Annotated in this window: 18 protein-coding genes; 10 read left to right on the plus strand and 8 right to left on the minus strand. The window is 66.0% G+C overall.

Annotated features, from left to right (window positions below; all coding sequences use genetic code 11):
* Positions 1 to 570, minus strand: coding sequence for a helix-turn-helix transcriptional regulator (locus AB6730_RS15520; protein WP_371024513.1), 570 nt, complete (start codon positions 568 to 570; stop codon positions 1 to 3).
* Between the two features lie 252 nt (positions 571 to 822).
* Here AB6730_RS15520 and AB6730_RS15525 point away from each other — a divergent pair, with 252 nt between their 5' ends.
* The 5 genes from AB6730_RS15525 (at position 823) to AB6730_RS15545 (ending at position 5256) form a co-directional block, all read left to right on the plus strand.
* Entirely contained in the window at positions 823 to 2766 is a 1944-nt protein-coding gene (locus tag AB6730_RS15525; protein WP_371024514.1) for an ATP-binding protein, read from the plus strand.
* Entirely contained in the window at positions 2763 to 3401 is a 639-nt protein-coding gene (locus AB6730_RS15530; protein ID WP_371024515.1) for a response regulator transcription factor, read from the plus strand. Before AB6730_RS15525 ends, AB6730_RS15530 begins: the two co-directional genes overlap by 4 nt.
* A 126-nt stretch (positions 3402 to 3527) precedes the next feature.
* Positions 3528 to 3872 (plus strand): response regulator transcription factor, encoded by a 345-nt coding sequence (locus AB6730_RS15535; RefSeq protein WP_371024516.1) that lies wholly within the window; start codon positions 3528 to 3530, stop codon positions 3870 to 3872.
* Positions 3873 to 3909: 37 nt separating this feature from the next.
* Entirely contained in the window at positions 3910 to 4683 is a 774-nt protein-coding gene (locus AB6730_RS15540) for a YdcF family protein (protein ID WP_371024517.1), read from the plus strand.
* Between the two features lie 60 nt (positions 4684 to 4743).
* Complete coding sequence (locus AB6730_RS15545; protein WP_371024518.1) at positions 4744 to 5256, plus strand: hypothetical protein; 513 nt, start codon at positions 4744 to 4746, stop codon at positions 5254 to 5256.
* Positions 5257 to 5354: 98 nt separating this feature from the next.
* On the opposite strand, the gene AB6730_RS15550 is transcribed toward AB6730_RS15545, so the two are convergent.
* Positions 5355 to 6482 carry an aminotransferase class I/II-fold pyridoxal phosphate-dependent enzyme gene (locus AB6730_RS15550; protein WP_371024519.1) on the minus strand — a complete coding sequence of 376 codons (1128 nt, stop codon included), beginning with the start codon at positions 6480 to 6482 and terminating at the stop codon, positions 5355 to 5357.
* Positions 6483 to 6728: 246 nt separating this feature from the next.
* Here AB6730_RS15550 and AB6730_RS15555 point away from each other — a divergent pair, with 246 nt between their 5' ends.
* Positions 6729 to 7607: an EamA family transporter gene (locus AB6730_RS15555; protein ID WP_371024520.1), complete on the plus strand. Its 879-nt coding sequence runs from the start codon at positions 6729 to 6731 to the stop codon at positions 7605 to 7607.
* 55 nt (positions 7608 to 7662) lie between these two features.
* On the opposite strand, the gene AB6730_RS15560 is transcribed toward AB6730_RS15555, so the two are convergent.
* Positions 7663 to 10572 carry an autotransporter outer membrane beta-barrel domain-containing protein gene (locus AB6730_RS15560; protein WP_371024521.1) on the minus strand — a complete coding sequence of 970 codons (2910 nt, stop codon included), beginning with the start codon at positions 10570 to 10572 and terminating at the stop codon, positions 7663 to 7665.
* 314 nt (positions 10573 to 10886) lie between these two features.
* On the opposite strand from AB6730_RS15560, the gene AB6730_RS15565 reads away from it, so the two are divergent.
* From AB6730_RS15565 to ligD, 4 genes are all read left to right on the plus strand, one after another.
* A complete protein-coding gene (locus AB6730_RS15565; protein ID WP_371024522.1) occupies positions 10887 to 11129 on the plus strand; it encodes a hypothetical protein in 243 nt (80 codons plus the stop codon).
* A 340-nt stretch (positions 11130 to 11469) separates the two neighbouring features.
* A complete protein-coding gene (locus AB6730_RS15570) occupies positions 11470 to 13353 on the plus strand; it encodes a CocE/NonD family hydrolase (protein WP_371024535.1) in 1884 nt (627 codons plus the stop codon).
* Between the two features lie 95 nt (positions 13354 to 13448).
* Positions 13449 to 14402, plus strand: a complete 954-nt coding sequence (locus AB6730_RS15575) for a Ku protein (RefSeq protein WP_371024523.1) — start codon at positions 13449 to 13451, stop codon at positions 14400 to 14402.
* A 3-nt stretch (positions 14403 to 14405) separates the two neighbouring features.
* Positions 14406 to 15299, plus strand: coding sequence for a non-homologous end-joining DNA ligase (gene ligD / locus AB6730_RS15580; protein WP_371024524.1), 894 nt, complete (start codon positions 14406 to 14408; stop codon positions 15297 to 15299).
* Between the two features lie 258 nt (positions 15300 to 15557).
* Here the strand turns inward: ligD and AB6730_RS15585 are convergent, their stop codons facing one another.
* The 5 genes from AB6730_RS15585 to AB6730_RS15605 form a co-directional block, all read right to left on the minus strand.
* Positions 15558 to 16475: an MBL fold metallo-hydrolase gene (locus tag AB6730_RS15585; RefSeq protein WP_371024525.1), complete on the minus strand. Its 918-nt coding sequence runs from the start codon at positions 16473 to 16475 to the stop codon at positions 15558 to 15560.
* 197 nt (positions 16476 to 16672) lie between these two features.
* The gene (locus tag AB6730_RS15590; protein WP_371024526.1) at positions 16673 to 17893 is read right to left on the minus strand and encodes an AGE family epimerase/isomerase; all 1221 of its coding nucleotides are present in this window, start codon (positions 17891 to 17893) and stop codon (positions 16673 to 16675) included.
* Positions 17890 to 18870 carry a carbohydrate kinase gene (locus AB6730_RS15595; protein WP_371024527.1) on the minus strand — a complete coding sequence of 327 codons (981 nt, stop codon included), beginning with the start codon at positions 18868 to 18870 and terminating at the stop codon, positions 17890 to 17892. The genes AB6730_RS15590 and AB6730_RS15595 overlap by 4 nt, the downstream gene beginning before the upstream one ends.
* Before the next feature lie 75 nt (positions 18871 to 18945).
* Complete coding sequence (gene fucP / locus AB6730_RS15600) at positions 18946 to 20175, minus strand: L-fucose:H+ symporter permease (RefSeq protein WP_371024536.1); 1230 nt, start codon at positions 20173 to 20175, stop codon at positions 18946 to 18948.
* A gap of 113 nt (positions 20176 to 20288) precedes the next feature.
* A complete protein-coding gene (locus AB6730_RS15605) occupies positions 20289 to 21338 on the minus strand; it encodes a LacI family DNA-binding transcriptional regulator (protein ID WP_371024528.1) in 1050 nt (349 codons plus the stop codon).
* Positions 21339 to 21383 lie beyond the last annotated feature (45 nt).

The following is a 21383-nucleotide window of genomic DNA, read 5'->3' on the forward strand; positions in this document are numbered from 1 at the left end:
TCAGGCTTCCTGCCAGCGCGAGCGCCGCCAGTGGCTGGGGCTTTGTCCCACCAGGCGGCGGAAAAGGTTGCACAGGTGCGCCTGGTCGGAGAGGCCGCAGGCCAGGGCGATCTGGCTGAGCGGTTCACGGGTCTGCAACATCAGCGACTGCGCGCGTTCCACGCGGCGGCGCATGATGTATGCATGCGGCGGATCGCCGAAGGTGTCCTTGAACGCCCGGCAGAAATAGCTGCTGGACAGCCCGGCGATCGTCGCCAGATGCTCGATGGTGATCGGGAACCCCAGGTTCTCGTCCACGTGGGCCGCCACGCGGCGTGCCTGCCACGGGGCCAGGCCCGCGCCGGCACGACGGCGTGCCGCCACCGGCTCCTTTGCCTCGACCGGCGCCTGCTCACGTTCCAGCAGCGCGGCCACCTGGGCGACGCAGGCACGGGTGGTGGCGAGATCGGTCTCGGCGGCGGTGAGGGCCTGCTCCAGCAGGCGGGTGACGCTGGAGGACGCCATGCCATGCATGGCCTCGGAAGCCAGGGTGGCTCCCGTCCCGGCGTAAGCGTTGGTTTCGAATCGCATGTGCATCGGCTCCACGGCGGCGGCTCATGGGCGGGACTGCCCATGAAGGCAGCGTATGCGCGATGCGGGTCGGGCTGAATTCTACATACGGTCGGGGCGCTCCATACCAAAGGATAGGAGCGCCATGTCGCGTTTCTTGTAAGAGCTGTGCCGTAACGGTCAAAAACCATCACCGGCGTGCAAGACTGATATGCCGTTTATCCATGACGATTCGGGCCGATTCCTACAAGACACCCCGCATCCAGCCTCCCGATGTCCCTATTCATACCCTTGCAAAGCCGTGCCTATGCCCCCGCCGCCCGCCCGCGGCGGCTGGTCGCCGGCCTGCTCATGGGTTTTGGCGCGCTTCTGGCACTGGGCGTTTTCCTGGTCGATACCTTCACCCCGCTGCAAAGCGCGGTGGCGGTGGTCTACGTGGTGGTGGTGCTCCTGGTGGCCGCCAGTGGCAGCCGCCGTGCGATCGTCGGTGCCGCCGTGGGCTGCATGGTGCTGACCGCCGTGGCCTACCTGCGCGGGCACGGATGGATCGCCCTGGACGCGGCCATGATGCGCTGCGCGGTGAGCCTGGTGGCGATCGCCATCACCGCCGTGCTGGCGCTGCGCAATCGCGACCGCATGATCACCATCGCGGGCCAGGCGAGCCTGATCGAACTGACCCACGATTCCATCTTCGTCCGCGACATGGACGACATCATCGTGTTGTGGAACGGCGGCGCCGAGCAGCTCTACGGCTGGACGGCCCACGAGGCCCTGGGCCGTCGTGCGAACGACCTGCTCGGCACGGCCATCCCCGGCGACCGCAAGGCCGCCGACGCCGAACTCTCCGGTACCGGCCGGTGGGAAGGCGAGGTGATCCAGCGCCATCGCGATGGCCGCATCGTGATCGTCGAGGCGCGTTGCGCCCTGCTGCGTGACGAGCAGGGCAAGCCGAGGGTCATCCTGGAAGCCGGCACCGACGTGACCGAGCGCCGTGCCGCGGCCGCCGCCATGGCCGAGAGCGAGCGCCGTTACCGCAGCATGTTCGAAACGGCCCGGTTCTCGTTCTGGGAAGAGGATTATTCGCGGGTGATGGAGCGGGTCGCCGTCCTGCGCGAGGAGGGCGTGACCGACCTGGCCGCCTACCTGGAGGCCCACCCGGAGTTCGTCACGGAAGCCTGCGCGCTCACCTACGTCACCGACGTCAACGAGGCCGCCGTGCGCATGTTGGGGGCCCGGTGCCGCGACGACCTGATCGGGCCGCTCAGCCGTTTCCTGCCCGCTTCCGAGCGCACGTTCGCCCATGTGCTGCTCACCATCATCCAGGGCGGCGGGATCGCCGAGGGCGAAACCCACCTGGTGAACCTGCGCGGTGAGCGGCTCACCGTGTTGTTCGGCATGAACATGCCCCTGGGCCCCAGCCGGTACGACCGCGTGCTGGTGAGCGTCGTGGACATCACCGACCGCAAGCGCGCCGAGCGTGCCTTGATCGCGGTGCAGGCCGAGCTGGCCCAGGCGGCGCGGGTCACGGCCCTGGGTGAGATGAGCGCTTCCATCGCGCACGAAGTGAACCAGCCGCTGGCCGCGATCGTCACCCATGGCGAGGCGGCCCTGCGCTGGCTGCGCCGGCCCGAGCCGGACCTGGGCGAAGCCTGCGACGCCATCGAGCGCGTGGTGCGCGATGCCCGCCGGGCCAGCGAGGTGGTCCATCGCGTGCGCAGCCTGGCCAGCAAGGAGCCGCGCCAGCATGTGCTGTTCGACCTGGCCGCCCTGATCGAGGAATGCGCACAGTTGCTCGACGGCGAGATCGCCCTGCATCGCATCGTCCTGCACGTGGACATCGCCCGTGACGCGCCCATGCCGCGCGGTGACCGCGTCCAGCTGCAACAGGTGATCGTGAACCTCATGGGCAACGCGATCCGGGCCATGTCCGCGGTATGCGGACAGCGGCGGTTGCTGGTGCGCGCACGCGCCGAGGGGGCGAACGGCCTGCTGGTGGAGGTCGAGGACAGCGGCACGGGCATTCCGGAACACATCGCACCCCATCTGTTCGATGCCTTCGTCACCACGCGGGGCGATGGCATGGGAATGGGTCTTGCCATTTGCCGCTCGACGATCGAATCTCACGGTGGCCGCCTGTGGGCGACCAACCGTCCGGAAGGGGGAGCGACCTTCCATTTCACGCTGCCGGTCACGGTGGCCGAGGAGCTCCGGGCATGACACGGGTACCCATCGCCAATGCCGCGCGGACGCCGATCGTATGCATCGTGGACGACGATGCCTCGGTGCGCGAGGCGCTCGCATCGCTGTTCCGCTCGGTGGGACTGAGCGTGGCCAGCTTTGGCAGCGCCGCCGATTTCCTCGCCCGCGAGCATGCCGACGCGCCGGGTTGCCTCGTGCTCGACGTGCGGCTGCCCGGAGTCAGCGGCCTCGACTTCCAGTCGCAACTGGCGTCGATGGATAACCACCTGCCGATCATCTTCATGACCGGGCACGGTGACATCCCGATGTCCGTCCGCGCGATGAAGGCCGGCGCGCTGGATTTCCTGGCCAAGCCCTTCCGCGACCAGGACATGCTCGACGCCGTGGCCAACGCCATCGAGCGGGATGCGGCGGCGCGACGCGACGCCGACGCGCTGGCCACCCTGCGCCAGGCCTACGCTTCGCTGACGCCGCGCGAACGGGAGGTGATGGCCCACGTCACCGCCGGGCTGATGAACAAGCAGGTGGGCGGGCTGCTCGGCCTGTCCGAGATCACGGTGAAGATCCACCGCGGCAACGTCATGCGCAAAATGGGCGCGAAATCCCTGGCGGAACTGGTGAAACAGGCGGAAGCACTGGGCATTCGCTCCTGACCCGGCGCTCGCCGCACACTTCCGTATGATTCCCATTCCGCCGCCTGCGGCGCACTGTATGGTCGGCAGGTCTGGCAGGTGCTGGGCGAGGACTCGAGGTTGGCCGCTAACAGGATTGTGGCGATCGTGGACGATGACGAGGCCGTGCGCGCGGCTACGGTGAGTCTGGTTCGGTCGCTGGGACACGAGGCACGGGGTTTCATCTCGGCCGAGGAGTTCCTCCGCCACGGGGGCGACGACATCGATTGCCTCGTCACCGACGTGAACATGCCCGGCATGGACGGGCTCGAACTGCATCGGCGACTCATCGAACGGGGCCACACCTATCCGGTCGTCTTCGTCACGGGGTTCCCCGACGAAAGCCTGCGCGAACGCGCCATGAAAGAGGGCGCCTTCTGCTATATCGGCAAGCCGTTCAGCGGCGACGAGCTGGTCACCTGCCTGGAACGGGCGCTGGATCGCGGTCGGTAAGGTTTTTCGTCGCCGGGGTTTGCTACGCTCCGCGCCCATGACCCTCATCGTGTTCCTCTTCCTTCTCGTCGTCGGCCTCGTCCTCATGGTCCGGCGCCGTTCGCGCAGCGGCATCGTATTCGCCGTCCTTTCGCTGGCATGGCTGTTCTTCGCCGGTTGCGGTCCGCTGACGGGCATGTTGCTCGGCCGGTTGCAGTCGGGCTTCGCGCCCGACGTCGCGCAGTGGGGCCAGCGCAACGCGATCATCCTGCTGGGCGCCGGCACGGTGCGCAGTGGGGCCGGCGCCGTCGAACCCAGCCTCTATGCGAACGGGCGCATCCTGCGCGCCGCCGAGCTCTACCGTTCCTGCAAGGCCACCGGCGCGGACTGCAAGGTGGAAGTGAGCGGTGGTGATGCGATGAAGCTGCGCCAGGCCGAAGCCGATGTCTACGCGATCACCCTCGACCGCCTCGGCATACCGCGCGCCGACCTGGTGCTCGAGGCGCGCAGCATGAATACGTTTCAGAATGCCCAGTTCAGCAAGCCGCTGCTGATGGCCTACGGCGCGGACAAGGTGGTGCTGGTGTCCTCGGCGGTCCATCTGAAGCGGGCGGTGCTCTATTTCGCCCACTTCGGCATCCGCGGGGAAGCGGTAAGGGGCGATTACGTCACTGCCCGTTACGACTGGTTGCCCACCTCGGAAAACCTCTCCTTCGCGGATTTCGCGATTCATGAATACATCGGCGTGGCCCGCTACCACTTCTATAACGCGATGGGCTGGAACGCGCCGAAGATTCCTGAAGAAAACGTGACCGCGCCGACGCATACGTAACAATTGGCGCTTTATGCTGGTTCACCGTCCGGCACGGACCCGACAACCCAGGAGTTGCCCGTGAAGTCACGTTATATCCTCGCCGCCCTGCTGGCCGCCGCCTCCGTCGCGCCGGTCGCCGCCTTTGCGCAAGAAGCCGCCCCGGCCGCGAATCCCGCCAGCGCGATTCCCGCCTCGGACAAGCAGGCGATCCAGAACTACAACCTCAACGAAGACGTGTTCAACCGTATCGTCAAGGTGTCGCAGGACGCGAAGAAGCAGGGGATCAAGCCGAAGGATGCGAAGACCGATTTCTCGAAGATCCATTCACTCGACGATCTCGCCGCCCAGGTGACCGCCGCCGATCCGAGGATCGAGCCGCTCATCAAGAAGTACGGCTTCACGCCGCGCGAGTTCCTGCTGGCGAACCTGGCCGTCACCAACGCGGCGATCGCCTCGGAAGCGAAGAACAACCCGCAGATGGCCGCGTATGTCGACCAGTCCAAGGTGAACAAGCAGAACGTCGCTTTTTATGAAGCGCACAAGGCGCAGATCAACGCGTTGATGGCGCAGGACGAGGCCGGCGGCCAGTAATGCTTTTGGTGGGAGCCGACCTTGTCGGCGATGGGTGCTTGCCTCGATCCGGCCCGCTGCCGTGGGATCGCCGACAGGGTCGGCTCCCACCTTGAATCTTATTTCCCCAGGTACCGGTCCAGGGCGTCGATCGCCTCGGCGCAGTCCGCGCGGCCGAAGCCGATGCGGAAACGGTCGGTGGGGGTGGTGGTGAGTTCGGATCGGTAGTTGGAGGCGGGGAGCAGGAGTACGCCGGCTTGTTCGACGAGGTCGGTCGCGAATGCGTCGACACCTTCTGGTCCGAGGTATCGCGGATAGGCGATGCAAGCTCCATCGGGGCGATGCCACTGGAAGCGGTCGGGCCAACGTGCGAAGAAATCGTCCAGCGTGGCGAGGTTGCGGTCGATGCGCTGGCGATGGCCATCCAGGATCGTCGAGCGTGCTTTCAGCGCGATCAAGGCCAACGCTTCCGACGGCCCGGCGTTGCAGATCGACAAGTAGTGCTTGTAGCGCTCCATGCGCTGCAACAGCGCACGGTCGGCGCAGGCGATCCAACCGATGCGCAGGCCCGGCAAGCCATAGGCCTTGGACATCACGCCTAGCGACAACCCCTTTTCATAGACATCGGCAGCCTGGGGCAGGTGTGTCGTCCCCGAAGGACCGAGGGAGTGGTAGACCTCGTCGCTGAAAAGCCAGATGCCGTGTTTGCGGCACAAAGCCACGAGGGCGTCGAAACGCTCGCGCTCGAGGATCTTGCCGGTGGGATTGTGCGGGAAGTTGATCGAGACGACGCGGGTATTCGGCCGGATCGCCGCGGCCACGTCGTCGATGTCGAGGGACCAATGGTCGTCCGGATTCAGCGCGACGCCGGTTACCTCGCAAATCGACAGCGGAATCGTTTCGGCGGCCTGGTAATTAGGGGTGATCACGATAGCGTGGTCACCGGGCTCGAGCAGCACGCGCATGGCGATATAGATGCCTTCCTCGGCACCCGCGAAACAGAGGACGTCCGCCGCGTCGCGTTGCTGGTAGGTCGACGCGATGGCTTCACGCAGTGCGGGCGCGCCGTAGGTTTGCGTGTAACCCAGGTGCAAGGCCTCGAAGGCCTCGCGATCGGCGGGCTCCGCGAGGGCGAGCAATTGGGCGAGGCTCATGCTCTGCGCATCGGACGCCGTGAGGTGGTACCGCGCGGCGAATTCCCAGCGCGAGAACCAGCTTTCGAGTCGGAAGTCGGGAAGGGCGGTCATGATCGGGCGTGATCCGTTCTATAGACAATATGTCTCATATAAACATAATGTCCATGCATGTGCCACAGACGCCTGCCCTCCCTATGGAAAAGTTCTTCGCGGAAGTCCGGGAAGCGCGGTAGGCAGAGCCGTCGGCCGCCACCCTCGTCGCCAGGATGGACACCGCACGTGTAAACCGCCTCCCGTGAGGTTCCCACCCGGGTGAAGAACCTATAGAAATGCATGGCCAGCGGATACAGTGTCGCGATGAACCCTACGCGCTCAACCCTGTGGCTGCCGGCGCTTGCCGTGCTCGGCTCCGTGACGTCGTTATGCATCGGCACGTCGTTCGCGAAGAAGCTGTTTCCGCTGATTGGCGCCGAGGGCACGTCGGCGCTTCGCGTCGGTTTTTCCGCACTGGTGCTGCTGATCGTCTGGCGCCCCTGGCGCTGGCCATTGAGCCGCCGCGACGCGGGATCGGTGATCCGCTACGGGCTGACCCTGGGCGTGATGAACCTGCTGTTCTACCTCGCCCTGCGCACGATCCCCTTCGGGATCGCCGTGGCGATCGAGTTCAGTGGGCCTTTGGCGGTGGCGATGTGGTCGTCGCGCCGGCCGGTGGATTTCGTCTGGCTTGCCTGTGCGGTCGCAGGCCTCGTCATGTTGCTGCCGCTTGGCCACGACAGCCCGCTCGACCCCGTGGGCGTCGCGCTGGCCCTGGCCGCCGCCGTGTGTTGGGCCCTTTACATCGTCTTCGGCAAGAAGGCGGGGCACCTGCATGCGGGGCATTCGGTCTCGTTGGGGCTAGTCGCCGCCAGTTTCGTCGTCGTGCCTTATGGGATCGCGCATGCGGGAGCGAGCTTGCTGAACCCCGGCATCCTGGCTGCCGGGCTCGGCGTGGCCATCGTTTCGAGCGCTATTCCCATGTCGCTGGAGATGATGGCGATGAAGCGCCTGCCCAGCGAGACCTTCGGCATCATGGTGAGCCTCGAACCTGCCGTCGCATCGTTGCTGGCCATGTTGCTCCTGGGCGAGCACCTCATATCGGCGCAGTGGCTGGCGATCGGCTTTATCGTGCTGGCGTCGATCGGCAGCACGGTGACGGCGAAGCGTGCGGCGACACCTTCGGCGGAAGTGGCCGGCTGAGGTCGGCCGGATGAAGCGTGACAGGCGGGTCGCGGTGGGCGACCCGCCCACGGATTTACCAGGCCTTGCGAACTCCGAGTGTCCCCGCGACACGCCGGTAGTTGCGTGCGCCGAAGCGGGTTTCCACATCGCCCCATACGCGCCAGCCACTATGTCTCAGGAAGGCGACGCCGAGTTTCAGCGCGTAGCTGTTGCGTGGCACGCCACCGGTGAAGGCGTCGCCATCGAGTTGCGTGGCGTCCATCTTGCCGAGGCGGCGAAGCCAGTTGGCGGCTACATACGGTGAGGCGACATGGCCGCCCGGTGTGTTCCAGCGAGCCGCCGCACGAGCGCCAAGACGGCTGGTGAGGCCGCTGGCATGCGCGGGAATGACACGGGTTCCATTGGCTTCGGTATGCCTGCCGCCGCGCAGGCGAGTGGCGAGCAACTGTGCCTGGGGCTCCAGGTAGGCATCGGATTCCGTGCCCAGCGTGGTGCGCCAGCGGTGACCGGCTTCGATACTGGCGGTGAGCGCGCCGCTACCGTAGCGCTCGTTCTGCAAGGCGTCGCCTTCCACCCGCTGGTTGAAGTGCGCGTATTGGGTCCAGCCGCGCAGATACATGCCATTGTTGGCCCGGACTCCTGCGTAGACGCCGGCGGCCGCACCACGCACGCGACCCTTGGCCGAATAGCGCGTAAGCAAGGAATGGCCACGCGTATCCGCTTGGCCCGCGGAGGCCATGACGCCCACATGCGACGCCGCGGCGCCGTCGGTGCGAAGCAGGTCGGCACCCAGGGTGAGTTCGTTCGTGGCGGTGGTCGTGGTGATCTGGTCGCGCAGGTCGAACGTGGTGTGCTGGCGTTCGAAGCGTGCCCACGCACTACGGCGGGAACCTTCGTCTTCCTCGTCTTCACCCGCGCCCGGCCCCGCCTGGAACATGGCGAGCGCCGCCGTCTGGTTGGCCCGGTACGTACCCGTTTCCGGACGCAGCACCGGCGTGGGCGGCTCACCAGGATCGACCCATTCGCCCGGGTCCGGTGTTTCAGGGGTGACGATGACTTCACGCACGCTCGATCGCAGGTACCAGTCGCCGTCGTCGGGTTGGCTCAGGGAGCCCTGGTAGAGAAAATACTCATGAGCTCCGGCGACCGCGCGACCAGCGAGCCGAAAGCTGCCTTCGGAGCGGCCGTCGACCCTGACAAGGGGGATGCCGTCCTGGGTGTGGTCGCCGGTGCCGTCGAGCATGTCGATGGCGATCAGGCTGCCTCCGGAGGTATTGCCCGTGACATGGACCAGGTCGGCCGGGGAGTGATCGTCGCCAAGCTGGCCGCGCATCCGGAAGAGGCCATCGTTGCCCTCGTAGTCGCCGTCGATGGTGAGCGTGCCGAACGCTCCCGGCGCTCCCGGCGCGAAAGCGACGATGCCATGGTCGTTGCGCAGGCTGCCGATGCGGCTGTCACCGGTGACGTTCCAGGTGCCGCCGCTCTCCAGGGACACGTGGCGCACGATCGATGTGGCGCCGGACCAGGCGGCGGCGTTCTTGATGGAAAGCGAGAACTTCGTCTGGTCCGACGGAAGCGCAGCCGGTTTGTCCGAGAGGCGGATGTCCCCCACGGCGACGGCATGGTCATCCAGCACCACGGTGAAGGCCTGCGTTGAGTTCGGGTCCACTTCCGCGAACACCCCGTTTCCACCGGTCAGCGATGCACCCCCACCAAGGCGAACGATGCCGGGATCGTTGAGGCCGAGCGCAGCACCGTTCTGGCTATGCAAGGAGCCACCGTCCATGCGCAGCGTGCCACCCGACTCCACGAGGGCGCCGTAGGCGCCGGTGCCCGAAACCTCGACCGCGCTGCCCGTGCTGCGAATGTCGCCGCCGGACGCATGGATGCCGTGCGCGCCGACGCCCGAGGTGACGATCGATGCATTGCGCAGCTGTACGGTACCGCCCTGGGTCGCGGATACGCCGTAGGCGGACTCGCCTGCCGTGGAGACGCGTGAGTCGCGGACATCGACCTGCGGGAGGCGACCCGGATGATCGCCTCCTTGCGCGAGCAAGCCATGGCTTTGCTGGCCGTGCGTGACGACGTCGACGTTTCCGACGGCGACCGAACCGCCACGATTGTCCAGGCCCGAGGCGAAATCGCCCGTGGTTTCGATGCGCGTGTCGGCCAATGAGAGAGGCCCGCCATTGGCCACGTTCACACCGACGGAATGTTCGCCATGGGTGACGAGGTTGCTGCGGGTGACGGTGAACAAGCCGCTGCCAGTGTTGACGTTCAACGCGTTCGCCCACTCGCCGTTCGTGGTCACCTGGACATCTTCCAGGGTGGCGGTGGCGGTGTCCTGGGTGTGGACGCCGTGGCTTTCCCTGCCCAATGTCTCGATCCGCGTGCGGCGCGCGGAAAGCGAGGAACTGCCGTCGCGGGCAATCAGCCCGGCGGCGTTGTTCCCCTCGGTGCGGATGCTCGTTCCCTCGACCAGGAACTGGCCGCCATCCTCGGCCACGATGCCGGCGGCGACCGTGCCCAGGGTATGGATGCTGCCACCCTCGATGCGGCCGGCCGCGCCGTCCAGCGCGAAGGTGGCGCCCGTGGCGCTGCCGCCCTCGGTACGGATGTCGACGCCGTACAGGGAGGTGACGGTGCCCTGCGTGCCCGTGACATAAAGGCCATGGGCGAGATCGCCCTTCGTGGTGAGTTCGCCGCCGGTGAGGGTGACTTCGCTGAAGGCGCCGGTCACGCGGATGGCCGAGGCGGATTCACCCTGCGTGCGCAGGATGACCTGCTTGCCCTCGGCCTTGCCGCCGTTGGTGGCCAGCACCCCATAGCGGGATGGTTCGCTGGTTTCGTAGGTTCCGGCGTCGATATCCAGCCAGATGCCATCGGCCACGAATGGCGGGGGCTCTGCCGAAACCGCCGGGGCGCAGAGCGCCGCCACGAAGGCGGCGAGGTATCGGCGGGGAGAGGGGTGTTGTATGGTCAAAGCGTCACTCCTTGTCAGGCGGCTGGGCAGGGGTGCCCAACAGCAACTTCCGGGTGACAGGGTAGGGACTGGCTTCAAATGGCGGAACGCGATTATTCTGAAAATGTCTGCGAACGCCGTCTGCGATGCGCCGCCGGACATCCACGCTTCACAATAGCCGTTGCACCCTAGGCGGGTCCGTCTTTGGACGGGTGCGCCCCGGATGCGAGTTTTATTTTGTCTGCAAGCGCGACGATTGCCGTGGAAGGTTCGCCATTTCGGCGGTATGCTCCGCAGCGCTTGCCCTATACATAACAAATGAGGAGCCCTAAATCATGAAGGTCATTTCCATCGCTGCCCTGGCTTTTGTCGCCGCTGCCATGCTGTCGGGCTGCAACAAGTCCGATGACACCTCGGCCACCGCGCCGTCGTCCGCTTCGACCGCCGCTGCCGCCCCCGAGGCTGCTCCGGCCGCCACCCCGCCGGCCGACACCACCCCGCCGGCCGCCAGCACGGCCGCTCCGGCTGCCGCCGGCACCGCCGCCCCGGCTCCGGCTTCGACCGCTTCGGGTCAGTAAGCCGCACTCGCGAGCGCTCGTCCTTCCCTGGAAGGACGAGCGGTTCCGCGGAAGGAAAGCCGCTGCTTTTAGCAGCGGCTTTTTTTTCGGTACCAGAAGCCCGGTGGGAGAAGCCCGGTGGGAGCCGACCTTGTCGGCGATGGGTGCTCGCCGCAACCTGGCCCGCTGCCGCGGGATCGCCGACAAGGTCGGCTCCCACCAGGTCTCACCAGGTCTCCCACCACTTTCTCCCGCTGGTGCTCTTCTCCTGTGGCCCTTCCGTTCAGGATGCGGCAGGCTAGGACGGTTCCGTCCCACTGCCACAGGAATGCCCATGCCACGTCGTCCCGTGTTGCTGCCCATGCTCGCGCTGTCCCTGGCCGTCGCCTCGTCCCTCGTCGCCGCGCAGACCGCGCCGCTGACGCCGGATATCCCCGCGAAGTACGACGCGCCCACCAGCGCCAACGACTACGTCAAGCGCGTCGTCGAGATTCCGATGCGCGATGGGGTGAAGCTGCACACCGTCATCGTCATCCCGAAGAACGCGAAACACGCCCCGATCCTGCTCACCCGCACCCCATACAACGCCGATGGCCGAGCGGAGCGCTCGGACGCTCCCACCATGCGCAACCTGCTGCCGATGGGCGACGAGGTCTTCGTGGACGCCGGGTACATCCGCGTCTTCCAGGACATTCGCGGCAAATACGGCTCCGAAGGCGACTACGTGATGACCCGGCCCCTGCGTGGACCGTTGAATTCCTCCGACGTCGACCATTCCACCGACGCCTACGACACGATCGAATGGCTGACCAGGAACCTGCCCGAGTCCAATGGCAAGGTGGGCATGATCGGGTCTTCCTACGAGGGCTTCACCGTGGTGATGGCGCTGGTGAACCCCCATCCCGCGCTCAAGGTGGCCGCGCCGGAGAGCCCGATGGTGGATGGCTGGATGGGCGACGACTGGTTCCACTACGGCGCCTTCCGGCAGACCAACTTCGACTACATCACCGGCCAGAACGCCAAGCGCGGCAAGGGCGCGACCATCCCGCGCGTGGGCTACGACGATTACGCCAATTTCCTGGCCGCCGGTTCCGCGGGGGATTACGCGCGGGCCGCGGGCCTCGACCAGTTGCCCTACTGGCGCAAGCTCAGCGAGCACCCCGCCTACGACGCCTATTGGCAAGGTCAGGCGCTGGACAAGGAAATGGGTCGCCAGCCGCTGAAAGTGCCCACGATGTGGGTACAAGGCCTATGGGACCAGGAGGACATGTGGGGGGCCATCCACAGCTACGAGGCGGTGGAGCCCAAGGACAAGGGCAACGACAAGAACTACCTGGTGATGGGCCCGTGGCGGCACAGCCAGGTGAACTACGACGCCTCGTCGCTGGGCGCGCTCCAGTGGGACGGCGACACCGCGTTGCAGTTCCGCAGGGACGTCCTCCTGCCCTTCTTCAACCAGTATCTGGTCGATGGCGCACCCAAGGCGAACACCCCGCCGGTGCTGATCTACAACACCGGCGAGAACCATTGGGACCGCTTCAAGAGCTGGCCACAGGCCAGATCGAGCCGTCCGATGTACCTAAATGCCAACGGTAAGTTGTCGTTTGAGGCTCCCGGCGCGGCCGAAGCCAAGTATGACGAGTACGTCTCGGACCCGGCCAAGCCGGTGCCGTACGTGCCGCGTCCGGTGCGTTTCGCCGACCGGCAGTCGTGGACCACGTGGCTGGTGCAAGACCAGCGATTCGTCGATGGACGTCCGGACGTCCTGACCTACGTGACCGAACCGCTCACCGCGCCGCTGAAGGTGGCGGGTGCGCCGCAGGTGAAGCTCTACGCCTCGACCAGCGGCACGGACAGCGACTGGGTGGTGAAGCTGATCGACGTCTATCCCGACACCAACGCCAGCACGCCGGCCATGGGTGGCTACGAACTCGCGGTTTCCATGGATATCTTCCGCGGCCGCTACCGCGAGAGCTTCGCCGAGCCCAAGGCGCTCACGCCGAACACAGCGCTGGAGTACCGCTTCGGCCTGCCCACGGTGGACCACACCTTCCTGCCCGGTCACCGGGTGATGGTGCAGGTGCAGTCGTCGTGGTTCCCGCTGTACGACCGCAATCCGCAGACCTTCGTGCCCAATATCTTCTTCGCCAAGCCTTCCGACTACCAGAAGGCGACGCAGCAGGTATGGCATGCGCCCGGCACGGCCAGCGCGATCGAACTTCCGGTGGTGCAGGGCGGTAAATAAGCCCAAGGCAGGGCGGGTGGCAGCAACCACGTTTGCGTTCCCTGCACGTCACCGGCGCGATCCTCGGGCTCCACCCGAGCCCGAGGATCGCCCGCATGGCCCGCCCCATCTGGACCGGTACGCTATCGTTCGGTCTGCTCAACGTGCCCATCCGGCTGATGTCCGGCGAGCGCCGCAACGACCTGCATTTCCGCATGCTCGACCAGCGCAGCAATACGCCGGTGCGCTATGAACGCGTCAACGCGGATACCGGCGAGGAAGTCCCCTGGAAGGACATCGTCAAGGCCTTCGAGTACCAGAAGGGCAACTACGTGGTCCTCGAAGAGGACGATATCCGTAACGCCGCCAGCGATGCGCACGAGACGGTGGAGATCGATACCTTCGTCGATGCCGCCGAGATCGCGCCGGCTTACTACGAGAAACCCTATGTATTGCTCCCGGCGAAGAAAGCCGAGAAGGGCTATGTCCTGCTACGCGAGACGTTGAAGAAAACCGGCAAGGCCGGCATCGCACGCGTGGTCATCCGGACGAAGGAATACCTCGCCGCCGTCATGCCGCAAGGCGATGCCCTTGTCCTCAACCTGTTGCGTTACAAGTCGGAGGTCGTCGACGTGGACGACTTCGAACTGCCAGGAAAATCCACCGCCGACTACCGCATCACGTCGCGCGAGATAGAGATGGCGACCGACCTGGTCGAGTCGATGTCGGGCAAGTGGAAGCCAGAGGATTACCGCGACGAATTCCGCGAGAAGCTGCGCTCGGCCATCGAGAAACGCCTCAAGAGCAAGGGTGTCACCGCGAGGGTGGAGGATGAGGAGCGCACGCCGGAAAACGCCACGACGAACGTCGTCGATTTCATGGCGCTGTTGAAGAAGAGCATCGGCGCGAAGACGCGCACGCCGGCGGCGAAGAGCGCTTCGGGTCGCAAGGTGGCCGCGAAGAAGGCACCGGCGAAGAAAGCCGCCGCGAAGAAGACGCCGGCAAAAAAAGCGGCGGCGACGAAGACGGCTTCGCGCAAGGCTCCGGCCGGGCGCCGGAAGGCGGGTTGAGCCATGGCCGGACAGAATGTCGGCGGCGTCACCATCACCCATCCCGAGCGCGAAGTGTTCGGCGAGGGTGGCCCGACCAAGGGCGAGGTGGCGGCATATTACGAAGCGGTCGCTTCACGCATGTTGCCTGAACTGCGCGGGCGTCCGCTCTCGCTGGTCCGTTGCCCACAGGGCACCACCGGCCAGTGTTTCTTCCAGAAGCACCACAGCGACAAGCTCGGCGAGCACGTGAAAGCCGTCACGCTGAGGGAAAAGGACGGAGGCGAAGCCGAGTACATCTATGTGGACGATGTCGCCGGCGTGCTCGAACTGGTGCAGATGAATACGCTCGAATTCCATCCCTGGGGCGCCCGCGCCGACAAGCCCGACCAGCCGGATCGCCTGATCTTCGACCTCGACCCGGCCACGGGCGTGGCATGGAAGGACATCGTGGCGGCGGCTCGCGAGATCCGCGACCGTCTTGCCGAAACGAAGATGGAGAGCTTCGTGCGCACGTCCGGTGGCAAGGGACTGCACGTGGTAGCCCCGTTCCGTCGCGGGCCTTCCTGGGAAGCGGTGAAGGCGTTCTGCGAAGGCATCGCCGATGCGATGGTCGCGGACAAACCCCAGCGTTACATCGCGCAGGCCAGCAAGGCCAAGCGCGAAGGTCTGATCTTCATCGACTGGTTGCGCAACACGCGCGGCGCGACGAGCGTCACCGGCTGGTCGTTGCGCGCGCGGCACGGTGCGCCTGTTGCCATGCCGGTACGCTGGGATGAGATCGCACGGTTGAAAGGCGGTGCCGCCTTCGATCTGAAGAAGGCCTTGAAACGCGCGAATTCAGCGGATGCGGACCCGTGGGCGGATATCGCGACGCTCAAGCAGTCGCTGCCCTGGCGCACGAGTAGTTCCGGTTGAAGAGCCCCTGGTGACAGAAGGCTCCGGTGAGAGGAGGGCTTCCGGTGATAGAAGGCTTCCGGAGGAGGGCCCTTGTGGGAGCCGACCTTGTCGGCGATCCCGCGGCAGCGGGCCAGGTTATGGCAAGCACCTATCGCCGCTTAAGCGGCTTCCCACCGGAGGGCCGGCTCCCACCAAAGCGGCGCGATTCGTGTTGGCTCGGTGGGAGCCAGCCTGCTGGCGATGCCAGATCGCGGCTGGCCCACACGGCCCGAAAAATCAGAAATCCCAGATCACCGGCACCCAGCGGAACTTATCGCCGCTGATCGCGACACGGCCCACGGAGGGGAAGGGCAGGTGGGTGGCCACCATCAGCGAGCCGCTTTCCGCCATCTCGCGGAACAGGCTCAAGCGAACGCGCGCCGCTTCCTCGGGATCGTGCTCGAAGCCGTTGGACCATTCCGGGTGGTCGAAGCCGACGGGGAAGACGGCGTCGCCGGCGAAGGTCAGCTGCTCACCGCGTGAGTTCAGCGCGACCACGGAGTGTCCGGGCGTGTGGCCGCCGGTGCGCCGGACGACGACGCCCGGTGCCACTTCGTACGATTCGTCGAAGGTGCGGATGCGATCGCGGTATTCGTTCGCGAAGCTCTTCGCGGTCGAGCGAAGCACCGGCGGCACCGCCGGCGGCATGGCGGTGTGGGTGAAATCGGGTGCTTCCCAGAACGCGACCTCGGCGGCGTTCACGTGGATGCGGACGTCCGGACGCAAGCCCTCCTTCACGCCCTCGACCAGCAAGCCGCCGACATGGTCCATGTGCATGTGGGTGATCACGATATCGGTGATCGAGGCGAGATCGATGCCGGCGGAGGCGAGTCGCTGCGGAAGGTGGCCGGTGCGCGGGAAGCCCGGAAACTGGATGCCCAGTCCGGCGTCGATGAGGATCGTCTGTTCACCGCTGCGCGCCACCATCACGTTCAGCGGCCAATCGAAGGTGTCCGGCGGCATGTACATGTAACCCAGCCAGTCCGACAGGTCGGTGGGTGCGGCGTTCGCCGCCATGGTCACCGCCGGTATCGGCATGACACCGTCGCTGATCACGAGCACGTCGATGTCGCCGATCTTCACCGCGTAGCGGGACGGGACCAGTTCTTGAGGGGGCTGCGCGGCGGGACGCGCGATGGGAGCTACGGACGACATGAGGGAGACCTCCAGGGGGGGATACGTCTGCATCCTAGGTCGCGGGAGATGTCGTCAGTAGGTCCTTCGAGCGCGTCACCGTGTTGCCTGAAACGCACCAGGCAAGGTGCGCGTGCAGTGACTGTCGGCGTATTGGAAGAATGTGCGGTCGTGGAATGCCGGGCTCCTGCTTTCCAGCGGAGCCCGGCTGGCGCTCTTTACTTGGCCTGCATCCGCCGCAGCGACGCCATCACTTCGTAGCATGCGCCCATCGTGTGATAGTCGGTCTTGCCGGCGGGGCTCTTCTCGTCGTCGTACTTCTCGTTGTTCCGCTTGAGGATGCGATACCACGCGCCGTACGTGTGGTCGACGAAGTGTTCCCAGCTATAGGCCCAGATCTTTTCGTACCACTCGTCGTACTTCTTCTCGCCGGTGGTCTCGAACAACAGCTGCGCCGCGCCCAGCGATTCGGCCTGTACCCAGAAATACTTGTCGTCGTCGCAGACGTCGCCCTCGGGCGAGAAACCGTAGGCGATGCCGCCGTATTCCTTGTCCCAGGCCTTGTCCAGCGCTTCGTCGAAGAGGTGCTTCGCCGTGGGAACGAGCCACGGCTCATGCCGCGCCGTGCCCTTGGTATAGCGCTCGAGCATCATCAGCAGCTTCGCCCATTCGGTCTGGTGACCGGGTTGGAAACCCCAGGGGCGGAACAGGTGCTTGGGATTGTCGAGGTTGTATTCCCAATCGATGGTCCAGTCGCTGTGGTAGTGCTCCCACACGAGCTTCTGCGGCGTCAGGCCGGCCTGGCGCTGGGTCATGTTCCCGGCTAGCAGCAGCGCGCGGTCGAGGAAGCGGTCGTCCTTCGTGGCTTCCCACGCGGCGATCATCGCCTCGGTCATGTGCATGTTCGCGTTCTGGCCGCGGTAACCGGTGAAGTTCCAGTCCTTGTCGGCCTCGTCGCGATAGAGGCCGTACGACGGCTCCCAATAGCGCTTCTCGAGCAGGTTCCAGATCTCGTCCTGCCACGTGCGCGCCTCGTCGAACCCGACCTTCACGCCGCAGGAATACGCCAGCAGCATGAAGGCCAGCCCGTAGCAGTGGTTCATCTGGTCGTCGCGCTTGCCGTCGGCGATGGTCCAGGCGTACCCGCCGGTCTCCGGATTGAGGTGCACCTCGCGCAGGTACTTCAGCCCGTGCATCGTGAGTTCCTTGTCCTCGGGCTTCTTGAACTCGAGGTAGGCCATCGCGTGGTTGAAGACGAAGCGCGTGCTGGACACGAGGTGACGGTGGGTCTTGTCGTAGACCGTGCCGTCGTCCTTGTAGTACTGGAAGAAACCGCCGGCCGGATCGACCTCGTTCGGCTTGTAGAAAGCCATGGTCTTCGCGACGTGGTCGCGCAGGACATCGACGGAATGGAAATCGGGAAGGGGAACGGTCGTCATGCGTGCTTCTCCATGAAGGCCTTCACTTCGGCCTGGTCGGGGATGGCGGTGAACGAGCCCTTGCGGGTGGCGGTGATCGCGCCGCACGCGGCGGCGAATCGGATCAGGTCGACGAGGCGACGCTCGTCGGCGATGAGCGTGTCGAAGCGTCCGGGAGTGACGCCTTCGGTGGCGAGGCGGGCGAGCAACCCGCCGACGAAGGCATCGCCGGCGGCGGTCGTGTCGACGGCTTCCACGTGATAACCCTCGATCGTGCCGCGCGCGCCGCGCGAGAACCAGCGCATCGGCTCGGCGCCGTCGGTTACCAGCAACAGGCGCGCCTTGCCGCGCCAGAGACGCTCCAGCACGGCGTCGTCGGAACCCGCCCCGGCGTGGATGAAAGCGAATTCCTCCGCGCTCAGCTTGATCACGTCCGCCTCGTTCAGGGTCTCCCACAGGCGCGGCAGCGGCGCCTCGTCGCGGGGCCACAAGGCGGGACGCAGGTTCATGTCGAAACTCACCAGGGCGCCGGCCGCGCGGGCGCGGCGCATGCCTTCCACCGTGGTGGCGGCAATGGCGGCTTCGGTCAGCGAATTCGAACAGACATGGAAGATGGCGAGGTCGTCGAAGGCTTCCTCGCGGAAGTGCTCGGGACGGAAGAGCAAGTCCGCGGCGGGCGGACGGTAGAAGCTGAAGCTGCGATCGCCCTTGTCGTCATGGGCGACGAAGGCCAGCGCCGTGCGCGCCTCGTCGGTACGGGCGATGTCGCCGGTACCGACACCGAGTTCGGTAAGGCTCTTGAGCAGGAAATCGCCGAACATGTCGCGTGCGAGCATGCCGGCAAAGCGGGCCTGGGCACCCAGGCGTGCCGCGGCGACCGCGACATTGGCCGGCGCACCGCCGGCAAAGGGAACGAAGGCGGGAGGCTGACCGGCGCCGCCCTGGGGCTGTGCGTGGAAATCGATCAGCGCCTCGCCGAAGCAGAGGATGGAAGACATGCGTACGGCCTGTCCTTGGGGGCGAGGTGAAAAGAACGACGGCCGGCTCCGAGGCCGGCCGTCGTCGTGGGGCGCTTAGCGAGCGGCGACGGGCACGCCGCGGATCTTCGAGCCGCTGAGGCCGTAGAACACGATGTACGCGTAGCAGATCAGCGGGATGAAGAAGGCGTGCTGCAAGCCGATCTGGTCGGCGATGACGCCCTGGATCCAGGGGATCAGCGCGCCGCCGACGATGGCCATGATCAGCAGGCTCGACGCCTTGCCGGTCAGGGGGCCCATGCGCTCGATGCCGAGCGAGAAGATCGTCGGGAACATGATCGAGTTGAACAGGCCGATGACGACGATGCTGTAAACGGCCACGGTGCCCGTGGTCATCATGGTGGTGAGCACCAGCAGCATGTTGATCACGGCGAACACGGCAAGCAGCTTGCGCGGCGAGAACTTGGCCAGCAGGGCCGAGCCGATGAAGCGGCCGACCATCGCGCCACCCCAGTAGAACGCCACGTGGCTGGCGGCCACTTCACCCGACATGTTGCCGATTTCCGGCAGCTGCAGGTAATTGATCATGAAGCTGCCGATCGCCACTTCGCCACCGACGTAGAAGAAGATGCCGAGCACGCCGAAGAGCACGTGCGGGGTCTTCAGGGCGTCCATCAGCGTGTGGTGGCTGTCGTCGGCCTTCTCGGTGGTTTCTTCCAGTGCCGGCAGCTTGAACAGGTAGACGCCGACGGCGAGCAGCACCAGCACGATGGCCAGGCCGATGTACGGGCCCTGCACCGTGGAGGCTTCATGCGCGCGATAGGTGATCTGCTCCGCCGCGGAGAGCTTGGCGATGTCCGCGCTGCTCTTCACGGCGTTGGAGAGGATCAGGAATCCGCCGAAGAACGGGGCGAGGAAGGTGCCGAAGGAATTCAGCGCCTGGGCCAGGGTGAGGCGGCTGGAGCTGGTCTTTTCGGGACCGAGCAGGGCCACATAGGCGTTGGCCGCCACCTGCAGCACCGTGATGCCGGTGGCGAGGATGAACAGCGCGGCGAGGAAGAACGGGTACAGGCGCATGCCCGCGGCGGGCCAGAACATGGCCGCGCCGATGCCGGCGACGATCAAACCGGCGACGATGCTCTTCTTGTAGCCGAGCGCGGCGACGATCCTGCCCGCCGGCAGCGACATGATGAAGTACGCCCCGAAGAAGGTGAACTGGATCAGCAGCGCCTGGGCGTAGTTCAGTTCGAACACGGCCTTCAGGTGCGGGATGAGGATGTCGTTCAGGCAGGTCAGGAACCCCCACATGAAGAAGATCGTCGTCATCACGCCGAGCGCGAGGGGGAAATAGGTGTAGCGGGTGTCGCCCGAGGTCGTCGATGACGACGAGCTGGACGATGGCGTGTAACCGGTGGCCATGGGGCGCTCCATTGATTGGTTCAGGGGGAGGACGGCGGGCAGCTGCTTTCGCGTACGACCAGCCGTACCGGCGCGATCGTATATGCAGTGTCCGTCTCGGGATTGCTCAATCTATCCAGGATGAGTTCCGCGCTGCGCCGCCCGAGGCCACGCGGATCGACCGCGATGGTGGTGAGGGGCGGCACGCACACGGACGCTTCCGCGACATCGTCGAAACCGGTCAGGGCGAAGTCCTCGCCCGGGCGGCGGCCCCGCTTGGTCAGGCCAAGCATGAGGCCCAGGGCGACGGCATCGTTGTAGCAAACCGCCGCCGTCGGTGCGGGATCGCGGGCGAACAGGGCGCCGGTCTGCCGGGCGGCTTCGAGGCGCGTCGGCGCGCTCTCGATCATCCAGGCCGGATCGACCTTCAGCCCGGCATCGCGCATGGCGCCGGCGTAGCCCCGTCGACGCTGTTCCACCGAACTGGAGTCGCGGTGGCCGCCGAAGAAGGCGATGCGCTGGTGGCCCAGGGCGATCAGGTGCTCGGTGGCGAGGCGGGCGCCGTGCTCGTTGTCCATCTCGAGCGTGTCCCAGCGGTGCGCGCCATCGTCGTCGGGCAGTTCGCGGTTGAACACGAGCAGGGGCGTGTGCATGCCCACGGCGGCCAAGACCTGCTCGCCTTCGCTGCCTTCGGCGGGGGAGAGGATGATGCCGGCGGGGCCATGCTCGATCAGCGAGTTGAGCACCGCCTGCTGGCGGTCCGGTGATTCGCCGGTATTGCCCAGGAGGGTGACGTAGCCCGCGCTGGCCAGGGCTTCGTCGGCCCCGGCGGCGAATTCGGCGAAGAAGGGGTTGCCGAGGTCGTTGATGACCAGGCCGATGCTCGAGGACGTGCGCCGGCGCAGGTTGGCCGCCGCCCGGTTATAAACGTAGCCCTGGCGCTTCAGTTCGGCCTCCACCCGGGCCCGGGTGGCGGAGTTGACCAAGGGGCTGCCGCGCAGCACCAGGGAAACGGTGGCCCGCGATACGTCGCAACCCTGGGCGATATCGGCGAGTGTCACCTTGCGGCGCTGCGGGGTATTCCTCGGCATTGGAGCTCCTTCAAACGATCTAAACCGGGCGATCATCGCGCGGTA

This window comes from Luteibacter sp. RCC_6_2 (assembly GCF_041360655.1).
Classification (GTDB): domain Bacteria; phylum Pseudomonadota; class Gammaproteobacteria; order Xanthomonadales; family Rhodanobacteraceae; genus Luteibacter.

Excerpts from the sequence above, each read along its gene's own strand:
- AB6730_RS15565 (WP_371024522.1), top strand. The coding sequence starts at position 10,887 with ATGAAGGTCATTTCCATCGCTGCCCTGGCTTTTGTCGCCGCTGCCATG.
- AB6730_RS15595 (WP_371024527.1), bottom strand. The coding sequence starts at position 18,870 with ATGTCTTCCATCCTCTGCTTCGGCGAGGCGCTGATCGATTTCCACGCA.
- AB6730_RS15555 (WP_371024520.1), top strand. The coding sequence starts at position 6,729 with ATGAACCCTACGCGCTCAACCCTGTGGCTGCCGGCGCTTGCCGTGCTC.
- AB6730_RS15530 (WP_371024515.1), top strand. The coding sequence starts at position 2,763 with ATGACACGGGTACCCATCGCCAATGCCGCGCGGACGCCGATCGTATGC.
- fucP (WP_371024536.1), bottom strand. The coding sequence starts at position 20,175 with ATGACGACGATCTTCTTCATGTGGGGGTTCCTGACCTGCCTGAACGAC.
- AB6730_RS15540 (WP_371024517.1), top strand. The coding sequence starts at position 3,910 with ATGACCCTCATCGTGTTCCTCTTCCTTCTCGTCGTCGGCCTCGTCCTC.
- AB6730_RS15570 (WP_371024535.1), top strand. The coding sequence starts at position 11,470 with ATGCTCGCGCTGTCCCTGGCCGTCGCCTCGTCCCTCGTCGCCGCGCAG.
- ligD (WP_371024524.1), top strand. The coding sequence starts at position 14,406 with ATGGCCGGACAGAATGTCGGCGGCGTCACCATCACCCATCCCGAGCGC.
- AB6730_RS15525 (WP_371024514.1), top strand. The coding sequence starts at position 823 with ATGTCCCTATTCATACCCTTGCAAAGCCGTGCCTATGCCCCCGCCGCC.
- AB6730_RS15585 (WP_371024525.1), bottom strand. The coding sequence starts at position 16,475 with ATGTCGTCCGTAGCTCCCATCGCGCGTCCCGCCGCGCAGCCCCCTCAA.
- AB6730_RS15550 (WP_371024519.1), bottom strand. The coding sequence starts at position 6,482 with ATGACCGCCCTTCCCGACTTCCGACTCGAAAGCTGGTTCTCGCGCTGG.
- AB6730_RS15590 (WP_371024526.1), bottom strand. The coding sequence starts at position 17,893 with ATGACGACCGTTCCCCTTCCCGATTTCCATTCCGTCGATGTCCTGCGC.
- AB6730_RS15605 (WP_371024528.1), bottom strand. The coding sequence starts at position 21,338 with ATGCCGAGGAATACCCCGCAGCGCCGCAAGGTGACACTCGCCGATATC.
- AB6730_RS15520 (WP_371024513.1), bottom strand. The coding sequence starts at position 570 with ATGCGATTCGAAACCAACGCTTACGCCGGGACGGGAGCCACCCTGGCT.
- AB6730_RS15575 (WP_371024523.1), top strand. The coding sequence starts at position 13,449 with ATGGCCCGCCCCATCTGGACCGGTACGCTATCGTTCGGTCTGCTCAAC.